This window comes from Paenibacillus sp. JT31N17 (genome assembly GCF_056269255.1).
In genome coordinates, this window is sequence record NZ_JBWDNP010000006.1 from 310,600 (window position 1) to 335,261 (window position 24,662).

Annotated in this window: 20 protein-coding genes; 3 read left to right on the forward strand and 17 right to left on the reverse strand. The window is 52.3% G+C overall.

The window, feature by feature from the left end:
• Window positions 1–308 precede the first annotated feature (308 nt).
• Window positions 309–1,181, reverse strand: coding sequence for an SDR family oxidoreductase (locus AC0YOB_RS21030; protein WP_475794424.1), 873 nt, complete (start codon window positions 1,179–1,181; stop codon window positions 309–311).
• Window positions 1,182–1,367: 186 nt separating this feature from the next.
• On the reverse strand, window positions 1,368–1,784 hold the full coding sequence (locus AC0YOB_RS21035; protein ID WP_210038084.1) for an Rrf2 family transcriptional regulator: 417 nt from the start codon (window positions 1,782–1,784) through the stop codon (window positions 1,368–1,370).
• A gap of 130 nt (window positions 1,785–1,914) precedes the next feature.
• On the opposite strand from AC0YOB_RS21035, the gene AC0YOB_RS21040 reads away from it, so the two are divergent.
• Both AC0YOB_RS21040 and AC0YOB_RS21045 read left to right on the forward strand, forming a co-directional pair.
• Window positions 1,915–2,493: a TetR/AcrR family transcriptional regulator gene (locus AC0YOB_RS21040; RefSeq protein WP_475794425.1), complete on the forward strand. Its 579-nt coding sequence runs from the start codon at window positions 1,915–1,917 to the stop codon at window positions 2,491–2,493.
• A 106-nt stretch (window positions 2,494–2,599) separates the two neighbouring features.
• Entirely contained in the window at window positions 2,600–3,364 is a 765-nt protein-coding gene (locus AC0YOB_RS21045) for an SDR family NAD(P)-dependent oxidoreductase (RefSeq protein WP_475794426.1), read from the forward strand.
• Between the two features lie 1,225 nt (window positions 3,365–4,589).
• Here the strand turns inward: AC0YOB_RS21045 and AC0YOB_RS21050 are convergent.
• Entirely contained in the window at window positions 4,590–5,195 is a 606-nt protein-coding gene (locus AC0YOB_RS21050) for a collagen-like protein (RefSeq protein WP_475794427.1), read from the reverse strand.
• Between the two features lie 219 nt (window positions 5,196–5,414).
• On the opposite strand from AC0YOB_RS21050, the gene AC0YOB_RS21055 reads away from it, so the two are divergent.
• Window positions 5,415–6,446: a YheC/YheD family endospore coat-associated protein gene (locus AC0YOB_RS21055; protein WP_475794428.1), complete on the forward strand. Its 1,032-nt coding sequence runs from the start codon at window positions 5,415–5,417 to the stop codon at window positions 6,444–6,446.
• Between the two features lie 418 nt (window positions 6,447–6,864).
• Here the strand turns inward: AC0YOB_RS21055 and AC0YOB_RS21060 are convergent, their stop codons facing one another.
• The 14 genes from AC0YOB_RS21060 to AC0YOB_RS21125 form a co-directional block, all read right to left on the reverse strand.
• Window positions 6,865–8,511 (reverse strand): response regulator, encoded by a 1,647-nt coding sequence (locus tag AC0YOB_RS21060; protein ID WP_475794429.1) that lies wholly within the window; start codon window positions 8,509–8,511, stop codon window positions 6,865–6,867.
• A gap of 1 nt (window position 8,512) precedes the next feature.
• Entirely contained in the window at window positions 8,513–10,264 is a 1,752-nt protein-coding gene (locus tag AC0YOB_RS21065; RefSeq protein WP_475794430.1) for a sensor histidine kinase, read from the reverse strand.
• 93 nt (window positions 10,265–10,357) lie between these two features.
• Window positions 10,358–11,242, reverse strand: a complete 885-nt coding sequence (locus AC0YOB_RS21070; protein WP_475794431.1) for a carbohydrate ABC transporter permease — start codon at window positions 11,240–11,242, stop codon at window positions 10,358–10,360.
• A gap of 12 nt (window positions 11,243–11,254) precedes the next feature.
• Window positions 11,255–12,148 carry an ABC transporter permease gene (locus AC0YOB_RS21075; protein WP_475794432.1) on the reverse strand — a complete coding sequence of 298 codons (894 nt, stop codon included), beginning with the start codon at window positions 12,146–12,148 and terminating at the stop codon, window positions 11,255–11,257.
• Window positions 12,149–12,246: 98 nt separating this feature from the next.
• Window positions 12,247–13,974 (reverse strand): extracellular solute-binding protein, encoded by a 1,728-nt coding sequence (locus AC0YOB_RS21080; protein WP_475794433.1) that lies wholly within the window; start codon window positions 13,972–13,974, stop codon window positions 12,247–12,249.
• Between the two features lie 264 nt (window positions 13,975–14,238).
• Window positions 14,239–16,650: an alpha-L-rhamnosidase-related protein gene (locus tag AC0YOB_RS21085; RefSeq protein ID WP_475794434.1), complete on the reverse strand. Its 2,412-nt coding sequence runs from the start codon at window positions 16,648–16,650 to the stop codon at window positions 14,239–14,241.
• Window positions 16,589–17,095, reverse strand: coding sequence for an apiosidase-like domain-containing protein (locus AC0YOB_RS21090; protein ID WP_475794435.1), 507 nt, complete (start codon window positions 17,093–17,095; stop codon window positions 16,589–16,591). The genes AC0YOB_RS21085 and AC0YOB_RS21090 overlap by 62 nt, the downstream gene beginning before the upstream one ends.
• 8 nt (window positions 17,096–17,103) lie before the next feature.
• Entirely contained in the window at window positions 17,104–17,937 is an 834-nt protein-coding gene (locus AC0YOB_RS21095; protein WP_475794436.1) for a sugar phosphate isomerase/epimerase family protein, read from the reverse strand.
• Between the two features lie 22 nt (window positions 17,938–17,959).
• On the reverse strand, window positions 17,960–19,030 hold the full coding sequence (locus AC0YOB_RS21100; RefSeq protein WP_475794437.1) for a Gfo/Idh/MocA family protein: 1,071 nt from the start codon (window positions 19,028–19,030) through the stop codon (window positions 17,960–17,962).
• Window positions 19,027–19,902, reverse strand: coding sequence for a sugar phosphate isomerase/epimerase family protein (locus AC0YOB_RS21105; protein ID WP_475794438.1), 876 nt, complete (start codon window positions 19,900–19,902; stop codon window positions 19,027–19,029). Before AC0YOB_RS21105 ends, AC0YOB_RS21100 begins: the two co-directional genes overlap by 4 nt.
• A 378-nt stretch (window positions 19,903–20,280) precedes the next feature.
• Window positions 20,281–21,411: a glycoside hydrolase family 172 protein gene (locus AC0YOB_RS21110; protein WP_475794439.1), complete on the reverse strand. Its 1,131-nt coding sequence runs from the start codon at window positions 21,409–21,411 to the stop codon at window positions 20,281–20,283.
• A 20-nt stretch (window positions 21,412–21,431) separates the two neighbouring features.
• Complete coding sequence (locus tag AC0YOB_RS21115; RefSeq protein ID WP_475794440.1) at window positions 21,432–22,484, reverse strand: zinc-dependent alcohol dehydrogenase; 1,053 nt, start codon at window positions 22,482–22,484, stop codon at window positions 21,432–21,434.
• A 211-nt stretch (window positions 22,485–22,695) separates the two neighbouring features.
• Window positions 22,696–23,538, reverse strand: a complete 843-nt coding sequence (locus tag AC0YOB_RS21120) for a helix-turn-helix domain-containing protein (protein ID WP_475794441.1) — start codon at window positions 23,536–23,538, stop codon at window positions 22,696–22,698.
• 58 nt (window positions 23,539–23,596) lie between these two features.
• A complete protein-coding gene (locus AC0YOB_RS21125) occupies window positions 23,597–24,643 on the reverse strand; it encodes a zinc-dependent alcohol dehydrogenase (protein ID WP_475794442.1) in 1,047 nt (348 codons plus the stop codon).
• Between the last annotated feature and the right edge of the window lie 19 nt (window positions 24,644–24,662).

Here is a 24,662-nt window from a genome sequence, read left to right on the forward strand (position 1 = left end):
CAAATAAATAATCACAACCGGCAGAATCGTCAATAATATATCCGCACTAACTAGATTCCACGATTGCTCGAATTGTCCGAAGAAATTATAAAACAGCCAGAAGCATCGGCCATTTTGTGCGCTATTCAAGTAGTAAAGCGGCAATACAGACTCGTTCCATGTGGAGCGATAACAGTGGACGTTAAAAAAGATGACCCCCGACGAATTCAGAGGCCATCCGCTTGCTAGTCAAGCTTAAGGCTGTTTATAATAACCGTCCACAAACCGGGTCACAGTTCAACTTAATGAAAGGATCTAAAGGAATTCAATTATTTAGCTTGCGAGATTCCGTTAATGATTTGGGTCAGTGCCTCCCTGATTGGGGTTGCTGGACGACCGAGCAGCTTCTCCAAATCGCTGCTTTCGATCTCAAGTGTGCCTTCCCGGATGCCCTGCTGGAAACCGACGAGAATAGGGATGACGAAGTCGGGTACGCCCGCGCCTTTCATGATTTCGGCATACTGGGCATCATCGACCTGCTGTACAGATACTTCTTTGCCCAATACGGTTCCAATAGCGGACACCAGTTCTTCTTGCGTCATCAGCTTACCCGAAAGCTCATAGATCGTATTCTCATGCCCCTCTTCCGCCAATACCGCTGCCGCTGCCTCCGCGTAATCCTGCCGTAAAGCCCAACCCGTCTTGCCTTCTCCAGCAGACGTCACCCACGGCGCTCCTGCCATCACACCTTGAATGCTCCCGATCTCATTCTCCAAGTACCAGTTGTTTCTCAGGAAGGAGTACGGAATTCCCGTTTTAATAATGGCTTCTTCCGTGACACGGTGTACGAGAGCAAGGAACAGCTTGCTTTCACTCGCATTTACTGCACTGGTATAGGCAATGAATCCAACTTGTGCCCGCTGCGCCGCTGCTACCGCATCAGTATGTTGACGAATTCTTGTCTCGTTGTCCCCATCTGCTGATATGATTAAGAGCCGATCGATACCCGCAAAGGCGGAATCCAATGTTTCCGGGCGGTCAAAATCCCCATGCCGAACTTCTACTCCCCGGGCTTGCAGCCCTGCTGCTTTTTCCGGTTCGCGAACGCTGACTGCTAATTGACTAGCGGGTACTAATTTCAGCAGTGTTTCAACTACTTTCGTTCCCAATTTCCCTGTTGCACCTGTCACCAAGATTTTCATCTTCGCATTCCTCCTGATGAATCAATTTGGTTATAGCTGTATAAGTTACAACATGTTTATATAAGAAGAACCGGCTTCGCCGCTTTTGGCGGCAAAGTTAGTTTCTTCCCCAAAAATATAAGCAACGTATAGGTCAAATTTTATACTTTCTTATATTTAAATAAAAACTCTTATGGGAGCTCTCATTTAAGTGAATCTTGAAGTGAGTTGACTCAATGTCGTTTGTGCCAACCTCTGTTCCATAGCGGATTGAGCCTCATACAATTCGGCTCGGAGAACCGTCTCGATATTCCGGCCGACTTGGCATCGTATATTCGGTTCTTCATGAACACGGAATAATTGGTTATCTTCAATCACATTTACAGCGCGATAAATATCAAGAAGCGTAATTTCCTCAGGCGCTTTAAGTAGAGAAGCGCCACCTACCCCAGGACGTATTTCCACTAGCCCCGCCTTTTTTAACATCCCCATAATTCTTCGGATTACCACAGGATTTGTATTCACACTGCCTGCAATGTAGTCCCCGGTCAATTCGTTCACATTGACAGCAATCAGGGAAAGAATATGAACAGCCATCGAAAAACGCGTGCTAATTTGTTTCAAGGTAATCACCACCGTTGTAACCATTATAGTTACATCAAATTGTTATGTCAAGATTCATACCAGTCATTTTAAAATCATTCTTTACTAATCGTTCCCGTAATGATAAGATCGCTTAGGGAGGTGAACTTGAATGGCAAGAAGCAAAGAATATGACGAGAATGCAGTTCTTCATAAGGCCATGCAGCTTTTCTGGGAACAGGGCTACGAAAAAACATCCATGGCTGATCTTGTTGAACATATGGGAATTCATAGAAGAAGCCTGTATGATACCTTCAGCGACAAACACGCATTGTTTCTCAAGGCTATGGACCGTTATGGAGAAATTATGGACAAAAATCTTGAGACAGGAATTAAACAAGCTGAAACAGCTGATCAAGCTGTACGTTTCGTTTTCAAGTACACCATCGATGAATCCGCCAATCCCCCTACGGGATGTCTGTTTGTAAATGCAGCAGTTGAGCTGGGCGCGCGTGACGCTGTTACTGATGCCAAGGCCATTACGGGCTTTGCAAAGGAAGAACAGCTGCTCGCATCTATTATTCAGTGGGGACAGCAGAACGATGAATTCTCAACGGATTATGATGCCCAAGATCTGGCGGCGTCCATGCAAAATACGCTATTGGGACTAAGAGTACTGGCACGGACATCGATCAGCAAAGAAAAGCTTTACGATAGAGCTGCCATATTTATGAAGATTTTAAAAAAGTAAACCATATTTTTTTAAGCATAAGAGAATGATCGTTCCCGTAAGCATTCTCGTCAAGACATTTCACCCCCACCCACATAATATTCATATTAAAGGAGACGATTTAGATATGACAACAACACAGGATTTAAACGGTAAAGTGGCATTGGTAACGGGCGGAGCCCGGGGAATTGGATTGGAAACGGTTCGCGGTCTGGCTCAATTAGGAGCTGCGGTAGTAATCGGTGCGCGTGATGCTCAAAAAGGGATGGAAGCCGCTCAACAATTTAAACAAGAAGGGTTCAAAGTCGAAAGTATTAAACTCGATGTCACTGTGCATGAAGATAATGTGGCAGCTTATCAATACTTGAATGAGAACTATGGCAAGCTGGATATCCTGATTAACAATGCAGGGGTTCTGCTGGATCAGGAAAGTGTGTCCATCGAGGTTATCAACCGGACAAGTACCCTGTCTTCGAAGGTTTTGCGGGACACATTTGATGCCAACTTCTTTGCTCAAATTGATCTGACACAGATTCTTTTGCCGCTGATTCGCAAATCTGATGCCGGACGTATCGTCAACCTGTCCAGCATATTGGGATCACTCTCCCTGCAGGCCAATCCTGACTCACCCCTTTATTCCGTGAAGACCTTTGCGTATAACGCATCCAAAGCAGCGCTCAACGCCTTCACCATACATTTGGCAGCGGAACTCAGGGGCACACCGATTAAAGTTAATTCCATTCATCCGGGTTGGGTTAGCACCAGAATTGGTGGAGGTGCAGCGGATATTGATGAAGTGGAAGGCAGCCGTACGAGCATAATGGCGGCAACATTACCTGAGGATGGTCCAACAGGCTCCTTCTTCTTCCTGGAAAACACGCTTCCTTGGTAATCCATACATGCAATTCCGTCTGAAACACGGGAGGCATAAGAAAAGGACGATTACCTGTATTCGGTTGGCTGCTATTGTGGATCGATAAGGGCGGCACAAAAGTGCCGCCCTTATCATTGTGCGGAAGCAAGTATGCAGCTACTGGCTCGTTTATGATCCTGGAAAGGCCATCGGGCCGATAGTCTGGTTTTCCATGCATTTTAAAGGCCGGCTAAGTCTGCTTGCTTTGGGTGTATCCTCCCCCCTGCCGCTGCCGCCAAAATAGCGAAACATTTCCATGGACACGCCTTCAAGTTGCCAATTTCCACACACCTTCATGTTGTCCAGGTCTATGAAGTGGTCACTTAAATACCATCATACATTTCTAACAAGGGTGAAATCCTGTCAATAAGCGAATAGTAAACTGCACCTATCCCCACGACAATATACTTTTTGTCTAGTACACTATCAATCTTTCATGCATAAGCTGTGTACTATCACTAGAGGGAGGGAAACACTATGTCTAAGTTTCTTAACTACCTGGGCGGTATCATTGGTGGTTTTAGCCTAATTTACATCCCTGTATCGGAATTGCTGCCAAGCTTGGAACCTCTGCTAGACACGGTAGGCATCATAGCCGTGATCGTATTCGCCACCGCCTTAATATTCAATGGCGTACGCTCCCTGCTAAGCAAAGTGTAACAGATCAGCTCGCTACTAAGATAAAGATATTTCCAAATTTAATCGAAAACGGTTTTGCGAAGAAAGTAGAGCACGGGGATGCTGAATTACGTCGTCGAACAGACGGCGCACATCATCGAGACGCGGCTTCAATATTATACGAAGCTCTCCACCTTTCTGCTAAGCAGAAGCGCTATCTGTGTGAGCTTGCGGATGTAAGTTCTAGCTGCTACTACAGATGGCTTTCTGTCGGAGAGAAGCTTTCAGCTCCGCATGGTGGCGGACGAGCGAGACATTCTCTCCATGGACATTAAAAAAGATGACCCCAGACGAATTGCTTGCTAGTTAAGCTTAAGGCTGTTTATTATAACCATCCACAAACCGGGTCACAGTTCACGAAGCCAGTAGGGTTTCGTTTTTTCCGAACTGAACTTTTAGTTTAAAGAAGGACCATTATGCTCCTTCCCATTCCCCTCTCTCAATCGCATCTCCTTGACTACCATAAGACGAATAAAAAGCCCCTTTTCAGGGGCTGGAAGAGGTATCATTTTGAGAAACATAATTTTTATGTTAATTTTTCAATTACGATTGATGCACTAACAGTAGGCGTACCTCCGCCAATGCTTGCTTGCAAGGTTAGAGCGCCCATATTATCAATTCGGTTTAATGTCAAAGTACCTCCGGCTGTTAATTGGGCAATAACTTGACCTTGATAAGGATTGTTTCCTGCACCTGTACCATAATTGCTGCAAAGTACCAAAGATGCCGGAGCAAGTCCGCCAGCGTCTGGATCAAAGAACAATCCGAATGCGGAGTTGCCCGGTGTAGGAAAGACTTCCCAGCTAATATGATAAAATCCACTTTGTAAAATATTAATACTTGAGGGCGAAGTGAACGAAATTCCTGTTGAATTAATTACTGAGTTATTAAAAGTAACAGCTCCGCCTTGCCCGCCTGGAGCTGGTGCTGCCGCAACCGTTTGATCAACCGTACTGCAGAGGAAGGCAAAGGACGTTACTGCAGCAGGGCCTTGCGGGCCTTGCGGGCCTTGCGGACCTTGCAGGCCTTGCAGACCTTGCAGACCTTGCAGACCTTGTGGGCCTTGTTGGCCCGGAGGGCCTGGAGGGCCTTGTGGACCAGGAGGACCCGCGGCACCTACTAATCTACCCATTTTAATTAACACACTCCTTATAATTTTTGTTGTTTTGAGGACTAAGGGCTAAGATAGTCCTGCAGTAACCCATTGTACTCAAAACAACGTATTCCTAATGATAAAATTTAGTGCGTTATCTATCCAAAATTTTTTTTGGAACTGTATTGTTGTCCACACAGTTTTTGCATCTTTACATATCCTATTTTTATGAGTTTTTTAATGAAACGGAGGTAAATTGTGAACAAAGAAAACGATTTTATAGGAATTTTGGTTGAAAACCAAATCCAAAGGAAGCACGTTCTTAGGCAGTATCTTCAATACAATACAGCTAATTTAAAATTATTTTGTTTCACCCCACTATCCATAAATTGGAATAAGGAGAGTGTGGTTGGACTTTACCGTTCTAACGGAAGATGGGTGAATGGTAGATTTTCATTTCCCCAAGTTGTGTATAATCGCTGCTACGGTGAAGATCAAGAGGTGATCGAACGTTTAGGAGCAGTAATCGGCAAAAATAAATGTTTCAACCATATCAGTCAGTTCAACAAACTTGAGATTTATAATAAACAAAGCAGATGGCTTGTTGAATATTTACCGGAAACCGTTAACTACAATAACGAGGACGTTGTTCAATTTTTAGATAAACATAAAATTTTATATCTTAAGCCCACTTACGGACATAAAGGTAAGGGAGTGTACCGTGTGGAGTGGAAGAATTCAGAAGAAATCTATATCGGTTACAATTTTTTTACACCTCGAATGATTGTCAGAGATTTCATTCAATTTCAAGAACATGTTCATAAGCTTATTGGCTCTACTCCCTATATCATTCAAAAAGGTATCAATATTCAACAAATAAATAACCAAATTTTCGATATCCGTGCGCTTGTACAAAAAAATGAAAAAGGTTTATGGTCTGTTACGAATCTTGTCAGTCGGATTGCTTCAACAGGTAGTTATAATACAAGCCTTTACGAAAAGGCTTGTTTAACGCAAGAAGTGCTCAAATGTTTGTATCCGCCCAAAAAAGTAAATGCGATCGTTCTCTCAATATTTAATAATAGTTTAAGAACAGCAGAAATAATAGATACAGAAACTAATTATCATATGGGTGAGCTTAGCGTAGATTTTGCGTTAGATAACGACGGCCATGCATGGATAATTGAAGTAAACGGAAAACCGCAAAAGAATCTATATAATGGAATCCGTAAACAACAAGTAGTTTATAAACGGCCATTACAATACGCCGAGTATCTGTGCAAACACTAATCCTTAATTGACATTATATTAGTTATTGCTTGGCAGGGTTACATGCATTTTACAGTTTCTCGAGCAATAGATGCTGGCAGCCAATGCTGAGATAGCGCATCTCGAATTCACGGCATAACCTTGAAAATGCATGTCAAAAACAGACGTTTGACGGAAGAAACCATTTTGCGCTAAAGATGACAAAAGTACAAAAAGGGAGGACCAAGCGCGGTCCTTTCTTTTTCCCGTTCCCCATTGAATCAGCATCACCTAAACTGTCATAAAATGAACCGAAACGCATGATCATTCATAAACTGACCGAAATCAATTCTATCCACCCTTTCCAGTGCGTAAATAGTTAAAAAATGAAGCTATACGGGCTTAGCCATATAGCTTCTTTGAAAGAGATGCATAAAAATCAACTATTCCATTTATGGTATTATTTCGTTACCTTTTCCCGATACTCCTGGGGAGTCAACAAAGTAATTTTTTTGAAATACCTGGAAAAATAACCTGAATCGAGGCCTATACGCGCTGCGACCTCGCTGATTTTGAGATTGGATTCTCTGAGCAGCGACTTTGCTGCCGCAAGCTTCACATCCGTAATATAATCGGATAGACCGATGCCTGTCAGTTGTTTATAAAGTCTGCACAGATAGCTTGAATTCAATCCGGCGACATCCGCCAGCCGTGCCAGCGACAGATCGTCAGCAATGTGGCTCATAATATACCGGTGCAGCCGTTCCACGACCTCATTGCTTTTGTCGGACTTGTCCTTCTCCAGCAGCCCGAACAGGATCTCCGCCGCCTGTTGAAGAAACCTGCCCGCCTCCAGCCATGAAACATGACTGTTCAGCGACAGCAGGGCGTTCATCGGCAACTGCGCGGCAACTTCCTCATAAACATCCCAACGATTGATCTGTGTCAAAATCATTGTCGCAACCGTGTAATAGGTTTCTTGAATCTCCCCGTAGGGTCGGCCAGCCGTACGTTCGGCAATGCCGCTCAGAAGCAGCCCGAACTGCTCCCGATTGCCGCTCTCCAGCAACGTGTTCAGCTGATTCAGCCCGGCGTGCCGGCGATGGGCTGCTGCTTCCCGGGTGTGCTCCCCTGCTCCCGCCTCTTCATCGCTGCATGTGTTTCTCGCTTCCTCGTACAGCAGCATTTCATCCCCCTGGCCGAGACCGCGGATCAGCAGCCGGTTCAAGTGGCCGTATTTCTCCGGCAGCTCATGCCATGTGAACGGCTCAAGCGTAGCCGCCAAGGAGACCGGCAGCTTGAGCAGAAGACGGCACTGGCTCTGAATAAAGTCCAGCGACTCGTGGACAAAGCGCGAGGAATGGTTTTCTCTTTCCTCTTGTGCCTCATGCTCCTGAATGATCCAGAAGAAACGGGAACGGTCGTATACGACGGGCACCGTGACCGCGGCGTGACTGATCACCTCGTAAGCAATATTCTGGACGGCATACAGCAGCAGCTCCTTGTCCATTGGGGTGAAGCCATCCCCCCAATGGTCCACTCTGCCGACAACCAATGTCAGCTTCCGATTTGCTTCCAGCGGGAGCTCAAGCTCCTCGAACTGCTTTTGACGGTTCGGGGAGCCCGCTGCCTCCCCTCCGGTCTGGCCGATCAAATAATTTTTCTGCAGCACCGGAAGCGCCTTATGCATTTGCTCCTTGGCCTTGTCGATCAGAATTTGCATTTGCTGTTCGCCCGCAAGCTCATCAATAACCTTCATCACAGTTTTCAAAATATCCTCTTCATCATCCGCCTTCAGCAAATACCCCGCGCTGCCGTGGCGGATCGCCTCCTGGACATAGGAGAATTCGTTGTGCCCCGATAGAAAAATCACCTTACAGGCTGGCCACTTGCTTCGGATATGCTGAAGCAGCACAAGTCCTGACATACCCGGCATGCGGATATCGCTCAGGACGATATCGATCCTCGTCTGCTCCAGCCGCTCCAGCGCCTCCATCGCCGAGTGCGCGCAGTAAATATCCAGCTCCGGCTCCTCCGCCTCCTCGAACAGTTCTTTGAGGCCTGCCACGATATACGGCTCATCATCCACAATAAGCATTCGATACATGTCAACAATCCTCTCCTGCCGGAATGAACAAACAAACCTTCAAACCGCCGAGCTTGCCGCTTGTCATAATGGCGATCCCGCTTTCAGGACCATACTTCAGCTGCAGCCGTTTGTGCACATTGATGACTCCTGTACTTTCCAGCTGGGGCGGCGGATCGGACAGCTTGCGGCTCAGCGTCCAGATCTCCTCATCGCTCATCCCGCTGCCGTTGTCCTCAACGATAATAACGAACAATTTTCCCTGAAGCTCGAATGAAATACGGAGCAGGCCACCCGAAGCGACGCTCTCCAATCCGTATTTAAAGGAATTTTCAATAATCGGCTGCAGTGTCAATCTGGGCACCAGCGCCTGTTCATACGCTTCCGGAAGCTCCGCCAGCTCGACGCGGATCCGATCCTCGAACCGGATCTTCTGAATTTCCAGATAGGATTTCACAAACTCAATCTCTTCCCGGAGCGGTACTTCGTCAGAGGCATTGCGGGTAATGAATTTGAAATAATTGCCCAGATGCCTGGTGAACGGCCTGAGCTTGGGATAATCCTCCACCTTGACCATCCGGTTCAAAATGAAGAACGTATTATATAGAAAATGCGGATTGATCTGCGCCTGCAGCTGTTTCAGCTCCGCCTTCTGCGAGCGGATCTTCTCCTCGTACACTTCCTCAATCAGAATTTTCAGCTGGCTCAGCATGGAATTAAACTGCAGGTACAGATACTCAAACTCGTCATTGCTGGTCGGCTTCAGCTGCACATCCAAATTGCCCTTCTCCACCTTTCGGAAGGTGCGGACCAGCTGCTTCAGCGGGCGGTGGATGATCCGGTAGATCCAGAACGAGAAGAGGATAACAATAACCAGCGAGAAGATCGACAAGATCCAGAACCAGACATTGTAGGTTTTTAGAGGACCGAGCACATTTTCCTCCGGCATAAACATGAGCAGCGTAATATCGAAGGCAGCCGAGTGTTCCAGCGTCAGGATATAGCGCTCGCCGTTATAGGCAAAGCTGTCCATCTGCGTACCCGAATCGCCCTTCTGCACGAGATGCTCTACGATTTCTTGCAAATGCTGCATTAGCTCCTGGTCCGTCGAATTGGTAACCTCCCATTCGAATCCGCTGCCGAACAGCACGGCCTTCTCGTCCTTGAAGCTGATGAACTGCTCCAGCTCGCGCTGAATCTCCTGCTTGGACAGCTCCAGATTCAGAAAGAAGGTAAGCGCTTCCGGATAACCGATATCGGGATACCTCTGGCAAATATACACCTTGTCCTTCCAAGGAATGATCGGTGATTCGGTGCGGCTTGCAGCGTCAATGAGCGGCTGAAGCTCCTCCTGGCTGGCCGAATTGTATTGATTCTGGGAATCGATCGTCTTGCCCAGCTCCGGTACGAAAGCATTCATGCTCGTAATGTAGCGGCTTGAATTTTTGATCAGGCGCAGCCGGTTTTCCAGACGGATTGTTGCCTCAGTCCGCTCCAGATCGGTCATGATCGAGCTGGCTACGCTGAGCATCCGCAAATCATCGTCGTTGATAAACTCCTGCTGGAGCTTTTGAATCCGGTCGAATTCCACATACAGCGATTGAATGTAAAAATGAACCCGTGCTTTCATAGAGCTTGAAATCTCGTCCCTGACGCTGGATGCTCCCCAATTATTGAGATAGATGCTGATCGTATAAAGCGGAATAATGACAAGCAGGAATGCAAGCACCAGCTTCACGAAGATTGGAGGCTTGATTAATCGCAGACGGGGCAAATCAATCGACTTCCTTTCGGATCATTCCCTTCCATTCCCAACATTATATCATGGAAAAAAATGATCAGTCCTGCGCCGCAGTTCCCCTCTTTGCTATTCCTTCACACTGCCCAGTACGATGCCTTTGACGAAATACCGCTGGAGGAACGGATAGACAATCAGGATCGGCAGCGCCCCCATAAAAATTTGCGCCGCCTTCGACGTTCGCTCCGATACTTTGGCCAGCGAATTGAGATCGGAGGCCGACTGCATGAGCAGGTCGGTCTTGATAATGACGGTCTGCAGGTAGCTTTGAAGCGGATAATGCTCGGGATTGTTGATATAGATCAAGCCGTCAAACCAGGAATTCCAATGCCCGACAATCGTAAACAGCGTAATCGTCGCAAGCGCCGGCGTCGACAGGGGGACAAACAGCTGCCACAGCACCGTCCACGGTCTCGCCCCATCTACGAATGCCGCCTCCTCCAGCTCCCTTGGCAGCCCCCGGAAGAAATTGAGCAGCAGGATCACATTGAATACCGGCACCGCGCCCGGAATAATAAGCGCCCATATCGTATCCAGCAGCCGGGTTTCGTTCACGATCATATAAGTCGGAATTAGACCTCCGCTGAACAGAATCGTAACGACGAAGAACCAGGCATATGCCGTCCGGTACTTGAAAACCCGGCTCTCTTTGGAGAGCGGATAGGCCAGCAGAATAGTCAGAAACATATTGATGGCTGTCCCAAGCGCCACCCGTTCTATAGCAATCCAGAATGCGCGCATAAATTCCGGCTTGCCCAGCACGTAGCTGTAGGCTTGCCAGGTAAAACCCACAGGCCACAGCACGACCTCGCCTGTCGAGGCAGCCGTTTTATCGCTGAGCGAGATGGCCAATACGTGAACCAGCGGAAGTACGCATAATAGAGACAATACAATCAGAAAGGTATAGTTAAGCAGATTGAACACTCTTCTGCCCGCCGTCAATTGATAGTTCACAGGAAGCACCCCCTAGAAGATACGATAATTGGCCAGCCGATAGGCGAGCATGTAGGATATGGAGATGAACAGCAGCGAAACGGCCGATTTGAACAATCCGACGGCAGCCGCCGGTCCGAACTGCGCATCCACAAGACCGAGCCGGTAGACCATCGTATCGACGATATCCCCGCTTTCGTATACCTGGGGCGAATATAAGTTGAAAATTTGATCGAACCCCGCATTCAGCACATTGCCGAGACTGAGCGTAGTAAGCAGGACAATAATCGGCACCATGCCGGGCAGAGTGACATGCCGCGTCTGCCGCCAGCGGTTTGCCCCATCCACGATGGCCGCTTCGTAGAGTACCGGATTGATCGAGGTCAATGCGGCCAGATAGACAATGGTAGCGAATCCGAATTCCTTCCACAGGTCGGTGAAGACAACCGTGTAAGGAAACCATGCGTTATTTCCCAGAAAATATATGGGCTTCAAGCCAAGCGTGCCGAGCACCTGATTGATAATGCCGGTAGATGGAGAGAGAACGTCGATCAGTATTCCGCCGAGGATGATCCATGACAGAAAATGCGGCAAATAGATGAGTGTCTGAATTCCGCGCTTGATCAGATTCTTGCTGACCTCGTTCAGCAAGAGCGCAATGATGATCGGAACGAAGAGACCGGCAACGATTTTCATCAGCGAAATATAAATCGTATTCCACAACACCGTCAACGTATCGGGCATCTCCAGCACATATTTGAAATTGCCAAGACCAACCCATTCCGAGCCGGTGAAGCCCCTTGCCGGTATAAAATTCTGAAAGGCCATAATGACGCCGAACATCGGACCATAGCTGTAAATGAGTACGATAATGACACCGGGAAGGAGCATGAAATGATAGGGCAGATGGCTGTTGATCTTCTTCATCCGGGTTATCCTCCAATCTTTAAACTTTCGTCATGAGAAAGAAGAAGAAAGATAGGAATGACACTATCATTCTTCTTCTTAAATGTTGCTTATTCACGCTATTTGGACTGTGCGGCGTACCAGTCATTGACCTCCTGCGTCATTTGGTCGCCGCCCAGCTTCTTCCAGTTGACGACAAATTTATCGAATTCTTCGATCGGCGAGCCGAAAATGATTTTCGTGAATGTCTCCAGCTGCATCTTCTCGAGCGTAGGACGCTTCATTGCCATCGCTTCCGTTGGCGCTCCATAGAACTTGGTGAACATCAGATTCTGGTCCTTGTTGCTGAGGATATCTTCAATAACCGTATAGGAGCTTTCCGGACCGAATACGCGCGCCGTGCCCCAGGTGGTACGGTCGCCGCCATTGAAGGCCACGATTTTGTCATAGTACCCTTTTTGCTCCGGGTTAAGCCCGGCCGGATCATTGGCAGTCAATGCCGCTGTTACTTTTTTGAAGTGTCCGAAGTTGCCGCCGATCGGATTGCTTCCTCCGACAGGAACAACATTTTCCTTGAAGTGGGCGTATTCTTTATCCCCGACAATCTCCGTGTGGAATACCTTCGGATCCGCATTGCCGCTATATAATTTGTCATTGGCAAAATTCAGTAGCTTGATCAGCGCCTCGGGATGCTTTATCCCTTTCTTGGCGACCATATAACTGTCGAAATTCAGGTCGGCGGTATACTTCACGGGACTCCCCGTTGCCGTCACATCTCCTGCCGCGATCCAGTCGGAATCAGGATTTTTGGTAATGGTGTCCTGCAGCGGGAAGAGGGAATTCCACAGCGCCCCAAACTCCACGCCGATCCTGTTATTGGCAAAATCCTCCCCGACCTTGCCGGTGTCCTTGACGCCGAACTCGGGATCGATCAAGCCTTTCTTGAACATCTCCTGCAGTTTCGCGAGCGCCGTTCTGACCTCCGGCTGGATGGAGCTGTATTCAAGCTTGCCGTCCTTGCCCTCGATCCAGATATTCAGATAGGCGCCGAATGCGTTGAATACGCCATTCAAATCGCCAATGCCCTGATTGTACAAATCTTTATTCAAAGCCAGTCCGTAGGTATCCTTCTTCCCGTTTCCGTCCGGATCCTGATTGACGAAGGCATCCATCACCTTCTCCAGATCGTCCCAGGTTTTCGGAACCTCCAGATTGAGCTTCTTGAGCCAATCGGAACGCAGCCACATGAGCGATAATCCGCCATCGTAACCGCTCTCATCCGGCGGGATCGCCATCAGCTTGCCGTCGAAGGTAGCGGAGGCCTTGGCCAGCGGTCCCAGCTCGATCGCCTTTTTCGTCAGTTCCGAGCCGTATGTGTCGTAGACATCCGTGAGGTCCTCCAGCAGGCCGGCATCGACAAGCTGCTTGAGCTGCGAGGCATTGACTCGGAAGATATCCGGCAAATTATTGGAAGCGATTGCAATATTCAATTTCGCATCATACTGGTCGCTGGGAACGATCCAGTCGAATTTCGTTACAATTCCGAGCTCGTCTAGGTATGCCTTGGTCCAGTTGTTGTTGTTAAAATCCTCGCCTTCCTTGAAGGTGATCGACGGATCCTGGTCTCTTACTAGCGAGATGGTAATCGGCGGGTCGTATTTCGCGTTGATGTCGGTTACAGCTTCCTGCCCGGCATTGCCGGATGCTTCATCGTTCACTGCTTCTTCCGTGCTGCCTGCGTTTCCGTTTCCTCCGCCGTTTGCCGGCGCATTGGATTTGGCGCATGCGCTTACCAATACGAGAATCAGCACACATGACAGAAGCATTAGCTGCTTTATGGGCTTCATTGTTGCGCAACCTCCCTTTTTCATGTTCATTTTCTCTTACAGCCCCATCATAACGAAGGTTTCGGTATTGATAAATATGAATGTATTGACATGACCTGACCTTTGTTTACAAAAGTAAACGGAAGAGAATGGAAGTCAATAATGTCTAATTCCGCGCTTCTGGCCGGTCAAAAAATAATGGCAGATCAGAGCTTCATGCCATGCTCCGATCTGCCAATAGGCTTATTATTTCAATCTGATGCTTGAGGATAACCGGCGCTCTGCCTATGCAGGAGAGACGGCATCGGCCATGGGACATTCGGCGGCGATTCCTTGCGCCGATTGAAAATGGCGCTGCGTTCCATCCGGCAGGGTCAGCAGAACGGGAATGCCGGGCGGCCCTTCGACGGTCATACGAAAAACACCGTCAGCGACCGTCCACCCCGTTTCAACCATACCGCGGGGAGTTGCCACGCTGCCTTGCGCCCATGACAATTCCCCCGGCTTCGGCGCTATCGTTATAGCGCTGTAGCCAGGAGCGGACGGTTTCACTCCCAGGATCTCGGAGGGAAATTCATAGAGCGGCACGGCTCCCCATCCATGACAGTCGCTCCGCTGGCCGACCGGGTCCTCTGCCCAGGTCGTCATATTATTATCAACCATCCGCTGCCAATCCTTCCAGAGCGGATAGGCCAGATCGTAGCGCCCCGCCTCCGATAAAGCGCGGAACAGGAAGAACGCCATGGAGTAGGAGGCTTTGGCAAGACTCGAATCGCCCAGGGCGCGCTCCATCAGCTGTCCGGCCTCTTCTTTGGCACAGACCCCGGCGAGCACCGCCCACATCTGGGCATGCTGGCTGTACTGCTCCACCCCGGGGCCATCCCGGAACAGCTGCCTCTCCGGCGACCAGCACAATTCCCGTACGGCTTCTTTTACAAGCTCCGCCTTCTCCAAGTATTCCCGCGATAACCCTTCACGGCCTGACCAAGCCATCAGCTCAGCCGCTTTGCGGAGCGCCACGATGTACATCAGGCTGTATATGACTGCCGGTCCCTGCTGCGCTGCCGGAGGAACACCGAACGGCCAATTCTCCACCCAATCGACATAAGCCCAATACTCCGGCGGGGATTGACCGACAAGGCCATCTGGCGTCAGCCTGCCATGAAACCATTCCAGAACGCCGTCTGCCGTGGCACGGCATTCCCGCAGCAATTCCTCATCTCCAAAATACAAATAATGATCATGCAGCATCAGAATCCAGTAAACGGAAAATCCGGGAATCACCTGGGGCTCGGCCGAAGGATAACGGCACTGGAGGATTCCCGAGGGCAGACGGGAATTGTGAAAGTGACGGATCGCCTTGCGGCCGAGCCGTTGGTCTGCGCTGACACTGAAATGGAACAGCATTTCCAGCCTTGTGTCCATCGTATACTGAAGCTGCTCATAATACGGGCAGTCCTCATAGGTTTCATGCATGCTTCTCGCCAGCGTGTTGAGACTGATGGTCCATAACGGCGCAAGCCGCGCATCCGAGCAGCGGAACGTGGTCTTGGCTTCCAGCGGATAACCCGTTTCCCGGTAGTAAAAACGATGCAGGTGCATGGGCTCGGCGCCTGTCTCGATCTCAAGCCTCACATAGCGGAACGTCCGGAACCAGAATGGCTCATAGCTCTCCCGTACGGGAGCTTCGGGCTGAGTGTGGCCCGACACGATATATTGATCCGAGTCGCCAAGCAGTTCCATTCCATCCGAGCTGTCGTCCCGGATGCCCTTGCCTCTGCGCCCGTTCCCGGCGGCTGGCTTCTCGTAGCATTCCGAGCAGAGGATACGCAGACGGCTTCCCCCGCCGCCCGTCCATTCCGCGCGCAGGAATCCCGTTGTAAGCTCTCCTGCAGCGAGCTCCACCCAGACCCGGCTAAGGGGTTCGATGACAAGCGCCGGAGTGTCAGAACCGGCATCCGTGAAAAAGCTGACCGCCGCCCGCTCAAACGCAGGTCCCCCTTCTCCGCCCGAGCGCTTCACGCCCTTGAACGCCGTCTCCCGTTCGAACATCGGCGGGATCGATCTGGGCTCAAGCTGCCATGGCGTAAGAATGCCAAAATCGCTGCGCGTATCCATAAAGGCAGCCGCACTCTGCCAGGCGCTGTCGTCATAATCGGCTTCCTGCCAGCCATGAGGCACAAGGCCGCCGTCGATCCGTTCGATTCCGCCGAGCCAGATCGCGGACATATACGATTCGTAGCCAAGCCGGTAGCTCGCATCCTTGAGGCATTTCCACTTCTCGTCGCTGGCAAGCGACTCTACTTCATCCCCGCCGGGAGCCAGCAGTTCGCCATCCAGCAGAAATCCGCCCCAGGCCGACCTGCGGATCGCAGTTGGACCCGACAGCGGACCTCCAGGGGCATAATGAAGTACGCATATCGCAAGTACGTTAAGACCTGTCAAGAGATAATCCGAGAGATCCGCCGATTCATAATAGTGGACGTGATCGTCGCCCTTGGCCGGTCCGATCAGCACCTGCCGGCCGTTCAGATACAGCCGGTACCGGCTGTCTGCGGTCAGATGAACCGCGAGCCTGCAGCCGGTTTCCGGCACCATGAACGAACGCCTGAAATATACCAGCTCATTCCCATTGTCAGTTCGCGGAAGACCTTCGCGCCAGATCCATCTCCCGCGCCATTGCCTCGACTGCTGCATAGTTATCCCTCCAAATATGAATAATCTTGAGATTGATGCAGAACTTGATCTGCCGATTCTGCGACTGCTGCCCGCCGATTCTGATGCTGATGCAGAACTCTATGACAAGACCCAGGGAAGACGCCTTCTGCACGATATAATCAACATGCTGCCAATAATCGCTTCCGCCTGGATTGACGGCCGGCGCGGACGGATCGTATGCCCCGGACTCGTCCTGACGAAGCGGAACGTCTCCGTAGGCGTTAGGCTCGGCCAGCCCGCCGAGTTCGGCGAGAAGGACAGCCTGAATGACGGTAAAGCGCTGGGCGCTGCGCTTCTCCAGATAGAATGCGGCGTCCTCCCTGTTCAGCCGATGAAATAGCTCCCAGGCTGTGCCGCCCGCATAAATAAACGGCGTGCCGTCTGCATGCACAAAAAACCGTTTGTTCTCCGATACGCCCAACATTCGCCCATTCACCGCCTTGAATCCGGATTTGCCGGTAATTCCGGAAAATATTGATGAATCTTATCCCTGACGCCAATTACATCGTCCAGAATATCCATATCGCCCGATTCCAGATATTCAATGGAGAAATGGCCCTTGTAGCCGCGGCGCGCCAGCGCCCCAAGCATCCAATCAAAATCGACGTCTCCCTCTCCGAGATGCGTCTGCATCCGGTCGCGCGCGGCGTCCCGCAGATGCACATGAACGGCGTGATCCATCAGCCATTCCGTTTCGCGGATATCGATGCCCTGCATGACGAAATGGCTCGGATCATAAACCAGCCGAACCTCCGGCATGGCCGCCAGCAGCGCTCTGGCCTGATCAAGCGTCTCGAACGGGCTGTTAATATGCAGCTCAAGCGCAAATGTCACCTCTGCGACCCGGGAGGCAGCATCATACTCCCGAAGCGTAGCCACGCAGTCCGCCAGCACGTCCTCCCAAGGTCGTGTGCGGTCGGCGCTGCGCGGCTGAATGGCCGCGATTTGCACCCCATAGGCATTCATCAGCCTGAGCAGCGCCGCAAGCTCCCCGTTCCGTTTGGCGCCTGCCGCTTCGGAACGGTCATGCAGCTGCGGACTCGTACCCGTGTTGAGGGCTAGCGGGATCAGCTCATTCGCAGACAGCAGATGATCCAGACGGTGAAACGTCCCCTCCCAGTCAGAGGCCAGATCGCTTGGATTGACATGAGCCCAGCCGTCAATGGCAAGCAGATCGATATAGGTGAAGCCCAACTGCCGGATTGTGCCCAGCGCCGTTTCCGCCGGACTGCCGCAGCGGATCGAAGTGGAACATGCGATCGTCATACGTCATTCCTCCTTGTTTCGATTAGAGCTGTCCTGCGGCAATCATCAGTTCCAGGGGAAAAGCTTCCTGCGTCAGCGGAAATTCAATAGACGAACGGAGCCGGGCAGATTCGAATACCGCAATCAGCATCTCAAGGCCGCGCAGGGCGATTGCACCATCCATAGGATGAGGCGACCCGCTGCGGATCGAGTCAGCCATCGCACCGAACACGCCGGCAAAGACGGCTGCATTCGATTCCTCCTCAACCGGAACGGCCCGCCACCCGCCTGCCGCTGAATCTGTAATCAGCAGCGGCGGGTCGCTGCGGTCTCCGCGCCGCCACAATCTTCCGGTGCTGCCGATGATCTCGATGTCCTGGTAGCCTCCGCCCGGCAGCTGCATATCTCCGGTCATAAGCTCCCCACGGATGCCGCCTTCGAATTCAAAGTGGGCGATCGCCCCGCTCTCCACGGCGTGGCCATATCGTCTGCCTGTGAAGGCATACCGCTGGGCGGCTGCCATCTCAGGCGACACACCCGGTTTGCGGCAGATTTGCCCGAAGGCCCAGCGGACCGCACGGTCATGGAGCAGATATAGCATCGAATCAACGGTGTGCGAGCCGTCGGAGAGCAGATCTCCGGCGCATGAGCCGCGGATGAGCCGGAGATCCCCAATTGCGCCTCCGTCGACAAGCTCGCGCATCTTCCCGTATACCGCGCTCATCCGCCGCTGATGTCCGACGACCAAGGTGACTCCCCGTTCCCCGCATAACTGGACCATCCGGCGGGCATCGCCGAGATTCGTCGCCATCGGCTTCTCGCAGTAAATACCGCGTGCGCCTGCTTCGGCAGCCATCAGTGCGAAAGGCGCATGCGTAATGTTCGGCGTGGCAATGACGACCGCCTCCGGCCGAACCTCAGCCAACATCTTCTCATAATCGGTGTATACGGCCGGATTTCCGCTCTTAGCAGATACCTGGCTGGCCGTTTCTCCGTTCAAATCACAGACCGCTGCCAGCTCATATTCGGGCGATGCGGCAAGCGCCGCCGCCTGATTGCGGCCCATATTGCAGCCTACGACAACCGCCCGCAGCAGCTTGTTACGCTCTGTCATGACCGGTCACCATCCAATGTGCGAATGTAGGCAAGAGATTTCTCCAGGCAAGCATCCGGCGGTTCGTTGTCCGGACAGATCATTTCGATTTCCATAATCAGCTCTTCGGGAAACGGCGCATGCCGGAGCAGCAGGTCATAGCACTCCTGCAGCGGCACATCCCCTTCGCCGAGCGCCGACGGTCCAACCTCGAAGTGAAGCGGCCGGGCCTTGAGCATCGGGCGAACCTTGTGATCCTTGAAATGCGTGCCGATGACGCAGGGGGCAGCCTCCCGGAAAGCCTCCAGGGGACGTTCACCAATGAGAAAGGTGTTGCCGGTGTCCAGAATCAAATAAAGCTCCGGTGTCTCGCGGCATACCTGAACGAGGTCGGAGCAGTAGAAATCGCCGTGATTTTCGATGCCGAGCCGGGTTCCGAGCTCCCGGCAGCCGGCAGCGAGCGGAGCTATGGCCGCCGACAGCCGCTCCAGTGCCGAGGCAAGCGGAATCCGGCGGTCGAACCTGCTCGTGTAGCGCGCCCCGGTCATGACTATAGCCGGCCTTCTTAGCCCTGCCAGACCGGCAAGCCCTTTTAATATACGTTCGTTGCCCGCATGAATCTCTTCCTTGTCTGCGGTGATATACGGGTAGCCCGTATGCACAGCCAGCTCCATGCCATTCTCGTCCAGGAAATCCCGGACAAACTGCCTGTCTGCCTCCGGAAGGCCGGACAGCTCCTCAAGCCCGATGGAGAATACCTCCAGATCGCACCGCTTCAGCATCTGCAGCCGATCCCGCACAGAATTGCCGCCCGCGGTCAGCTCGCCGTACCACGGTCCGGCATATCCCCATTTTCCTGCTTTGGTCCATTTATTTTCGGAAATGACCTGCATGTCGTTTGTTCCTCCGTCTCTTTTAAAGGTTCGGTGATCAACGGGCGGAGCAGGCGGAAACCCTCCGTAGAAGCGTAAACCGCAAGCTTACTGAAAGAAGGCTGCTTCGGAAGCCTCAGCCTGCGACCTTAGCACCCCCGAGTTTAACAAGCAGGGTAACAAGGCTGTTCAGCAGCTTCCTCGGCAAGCGGCAAGCAGCCAGCACGCCTATAAAACTTGTGAGTATCGGAGACATTTCCGCATGCACAGCCTGGTTTTTGCCGGTCTTTGAAGCTCACCCACATTATAGACTTCATCTGCGGAGCGATTCTATAAGAGCTTATTGGCATGCGATGCTTTATGTTGACATTGCCGCCGACAGCAGCGTGATCCACTGGACTAGCGGCGGTTCTTCCGCCACTCGTCGCCCCACAGCTTCGCTCCGCCGCCGAATGCGCTGCGGTATTCCTGCCGCCAGTAATGGATATCATGAAGATTGAGCACCGGCATATTCTGCCGCTCCCCTTTATCCGGCAGCTTCGGAAACGGCTTGTGCGGTTCATTCTGGTACCAATAGGCGACAGTAGCCAGATCCAGAGTAAGCACGTTGGCATGTCCGTGCTCGATGCTCGCGCGCAGCGATTTTTCAAAGTATACGGGGTCCTCCAGCATAAACCGGTAGCAATGGGTGCGGCCAAGAAAGCCCGTCTGATCCGTCACTCTCGCGTAACCGAAATACGGGTGGAGATACAGCTCATCCGGGCACCAGGAGCTGTTGAAGAAATCCTCTGTTCCCGTGCCGTGCATGGACCCGGGCCACTCCTCCCCATCGATCATCCACATATCGTCACCTTCGCCGTACCACATCGGACTCGGATTATCCACATAATAATTAAGCCCGACAAAATGTCCCTTGCCCTCAATATCGGCAAACATGTAATTGTTGGCATCGCTCTTGTTGGGCATCTGCGGCTTTAATTCAAGCCCCTCGTTCTCGCCGTCATCCCCGTGAACCTCCGTCAGCTCCCGCCTCCACTGGGCATGAAACCGGCCGGCGTCATCGGGAAGCCTGTCATGCTCTTCATAATCCACGTAATAATAGAAGGAGTCTATCGCCTCCTCCGATTCATTCTCCACCGTAATGAGGGCTCCACTGCCAAACGGCATCGGAAAATAGCAGTTCAGCGCCTTTCCCTTCTGCGGAGCGGCGGCCAGTGGCAGCGAGATGAAGGAGTAGTTCTCGCCCCAGCCCTGGCCGAAAAAATCGCCAAGGGGCGATTCGACGCTCGGCTTCCTTTCGCCATCCCAATACATGCGGATAACCGCATTGCGGCGGATCATCGGATCCTTCGCGCTGACGGTGATCCAGATATGGCGGATAATCCCCGCCCCTTCGATCCTGGCGATTTCCTTCGTCTCCCCGGCGGCGATCGGGACGGAATCCCGGTTGCCGCCGCTGCGGTCATAGCTGGATATCCGCCTGGTGCGGATTCCGGATTGCAGCCGGTAGATGCTGTCCAGCGATTTCATGGCCGTTTTCTCCTCTCCTGCTAGAATCGGATGCCAAGCTTGATGCTGCGCTCGGGATGGCGATCCACATAGTTCTCGTACGCCTCTGCGCTTTCTTCGAACGGAACGACCGGATGAATAATCGGTTCGCAATTCAAAATGCCGCTGGACAGCATTTCCCAGCAGGTCTGCTCGATCCTTCTGAAGCTCCATCGGGGGTGGTCGGGATTCGGCTCGCTGCATGCTCTGGAAAATACGATTTTAGCATTGTTGAAATGCGCTTCCCGCCCCAGATCAAGCCCGCCGCGAAAGGCTCTTGCCCACCCGGTAAAAGCGATCGTGCCCCCGTAAGCCAACCCGCGCAGCACATGCTGAAGCGCAGCTTCGCTTGCGCTCGTCTCGATGATGACATCCACGCCCAGCCGGTTCGTGTCCTCCTTCAGACGCAGTCCGACATCTTCGGCAGCCGGATCGAATGCGCGGTCCGCCCCGCTGCGGAGCGCGACCTCTCTGCGTTCCGCAATGGGGTCGACCACCGCCACATAGGAGGCGCCCGCGAGCCTCGCCATCTGCGCGGCGATTTGCCCGATAGCGCCGAGACCAAAGACAGCGACCCGGTCGCCAAGCCGCAGACCGCCGTCGCGGATGGCGCCAAGGGCGAAGATGGACGGATCGAGGCAAACCGCATTTTGCCATGACATGCTCTCGTTCATTTTCAACAAATAAAAGTTGTCCACGGCTTTTACATTGTGTGTCTCCCGGATACCGCCATAACCGCATACCCTCTCGCCGATCTGATAACCAGTCACAGCGGAACCGACTTCCCTGATCGTGCCCACCCACTGGTTGCCGAGGTTCCACTCCCCGTACTTGACCATACCTTCACCATGCGTGCGGGGCATGAAGGCATGCCACTCCGGATCGTAATATTCTCTGAGATGCGGGCTTTCACCCCGAAAATCCGCCAGCTCCGATCCGTGCTTGGGTGAAGCGAAATCCAGCTTGACCTTGACTTCGTCAGGTGCTATGGGCTGCTCGTCATAGGGTTGAAGCGCCGCCACCCGCGGTTCAGCTGCAATAAGCCTTTTCGACATGATGCATCTCCTCCTTGATTGCTTTTAAGCGTTATACCCGTGCCGGCATAAAAGAGCCGAATTCCTCCGGAAATTTGCGCACAGCGGCCTCTCCGTCTCCCTGCGGAAATATTCAAGACCGACAAAACCGTTATAGCCGGTCATCTTGCCGCAACCCAATATCTCCCTAAGCCTATCCCTGCAAGCCGGAAAACGATGACTGGACAGACTGCTAGCCCCTCCCGGCATCACGGTCATACCTTAAACGGTACTGCTGCGGCGACAGCCCCACCTTGCTCTTGAAGAACCGTGAGAAATCGTCGATGTCCTCATAACCGACCAGCAATCCGACCTCCTTGACGGTGCAGCCTCCAGTCTCAAGCAGCTTCTTTGCCTTGTCCAGCGTCAACTGCTTCTGCAGCTGGATCGGCGTGATTCCGAACATTTTTTTGAAATGGTTGCTGATATACGTCGGATGCAAATGATAGCGCTCGCCCAGCTCCGCCAGACTGCAGCGGGACGCGGACTCGTCCAGCAGCTCGGCCAGTATGTCGGCGAACGCATCGGAGAACGCGCTTTTGAGCTGCATGTCAGGGTGCCGCAGCGCCTCGTCGATGATCAGGGCAACGAGCTCCATCGCCTTCGCGCTCTTCATCAGCACATCTGCGATCGAACGGTAAGACGTCGCGCAGCGCAGGTACTCGTGGAACACCTGCTCGAATCGCTCCGGCTGCTGCAGCCGGAAGCACACGGGGAACCGGAAGGCGCTCAGCGCATCAATCGTCCCGGCTATCTTCAGATTGAAATGCCACCAGAGAAATTCCGTCTCTTCTCCCGTGTCCATGACATGATCATGCGGCATATGCGCGGGAATGATCAGCACATCACCCGGATTGGCGTAATAGTCCCGGCCCTCCATATGCAGTCTGGAGGCGCCGGACTTGATATACGATACAATATAGAACGGCATTATCCGGCTTCGCTGCTGCAGCTCGCGCCGCTTATGCATATCGTACTGCAGCATGTTCAGCTCCGCTTTCTCCACGAGAGAGAACCAGGGGTCGATTTTTGCCAAAGGCTTCCCTGCTTCCAGCCCCTGCTGAGGGCTCCCGGATTCAGCCGCGCTTTGCCGCCTATTCATCGAAGCTCAGCACGACTTGAAGATTCTTCTCCGTCTGCCGGTCAAGCATGGCATAAGCGTCCGCAGCTACGCTGAACGGCATGATCCGGGTAATGAGCCCCTCCAAATTCAGCTCGCCTTGACCGGCCAGCCGGAAGACCGTCTGCTCCATCCGGATCCGGCTCCAGCGGTTGCTAAGCTCAGGAGCTACTGCATTGATCTGCGAGCACACGATCTGGATGCGGTTATGATGAAACTCCTCTCCGAGATACAGCCCTTCCGCCTGCCCCTGATAGAAGCCCGCCGCCACAACGCGTCCGTTATACACCGCAGAACGGACAGCTTGGTGCAACGCATGCGGGGAGCCGGAGATTTCAATCACGGCATCCGCGCCGCGGCCCCCTGTGAGCGCTCTGATTTCCTTTGCAGCATCGCAGGTACCGCTGTTGATGGTATAGTCGGCGCCCAGATCTCTGGATTTGGCCAGACGGTAATCGTCCAGGTCGACCGCGATAACTGCTGCACCGCTTCTTCTGGCCAACTGGGCGACCAATTGTCCGGGAACGCCCTGGCCGAATACCGCCACCGTCTCGCCGACATGAAGATGGGCGTCCAGTACGGCATTCAATGCAATGCAGCCCATCTGCGAAAATATGCCAATGATCGGCTTAAGACCCGGAGCAAGGCGATGCTCGCGGGCAAACGCCTCCGTGACGACATGCGAGCTGCGGTGTCCCCATGTCCCGTAAACGAGATCGCCGGCCCGTACCTCCTGTACATCGGGCGACGCTTCGACCACCTCGCCGATTTCCTCGTAAGCCCATCCGCCGACAACAGGATAGAACGTGCTGCCCGGCTGCCTCTTCTCGAACAGCTGCAGCTCCCTGTTCCATATGCCGCCGACCATCGGATTCGTCCCCCGATAGGCGGTCAGCTGCGTGCCTGCGCTGATCCCCGAATAAAGCGTCCGCAGTCTGAGCTCTCCCGGCCCAAGCGGCCTCTCCTCATACTCATCGATCCGGACGGAGCGTTCCCGGTCGAATACCAGTACCTTTCCCACTGCTGCAGCCTCCTTCGCT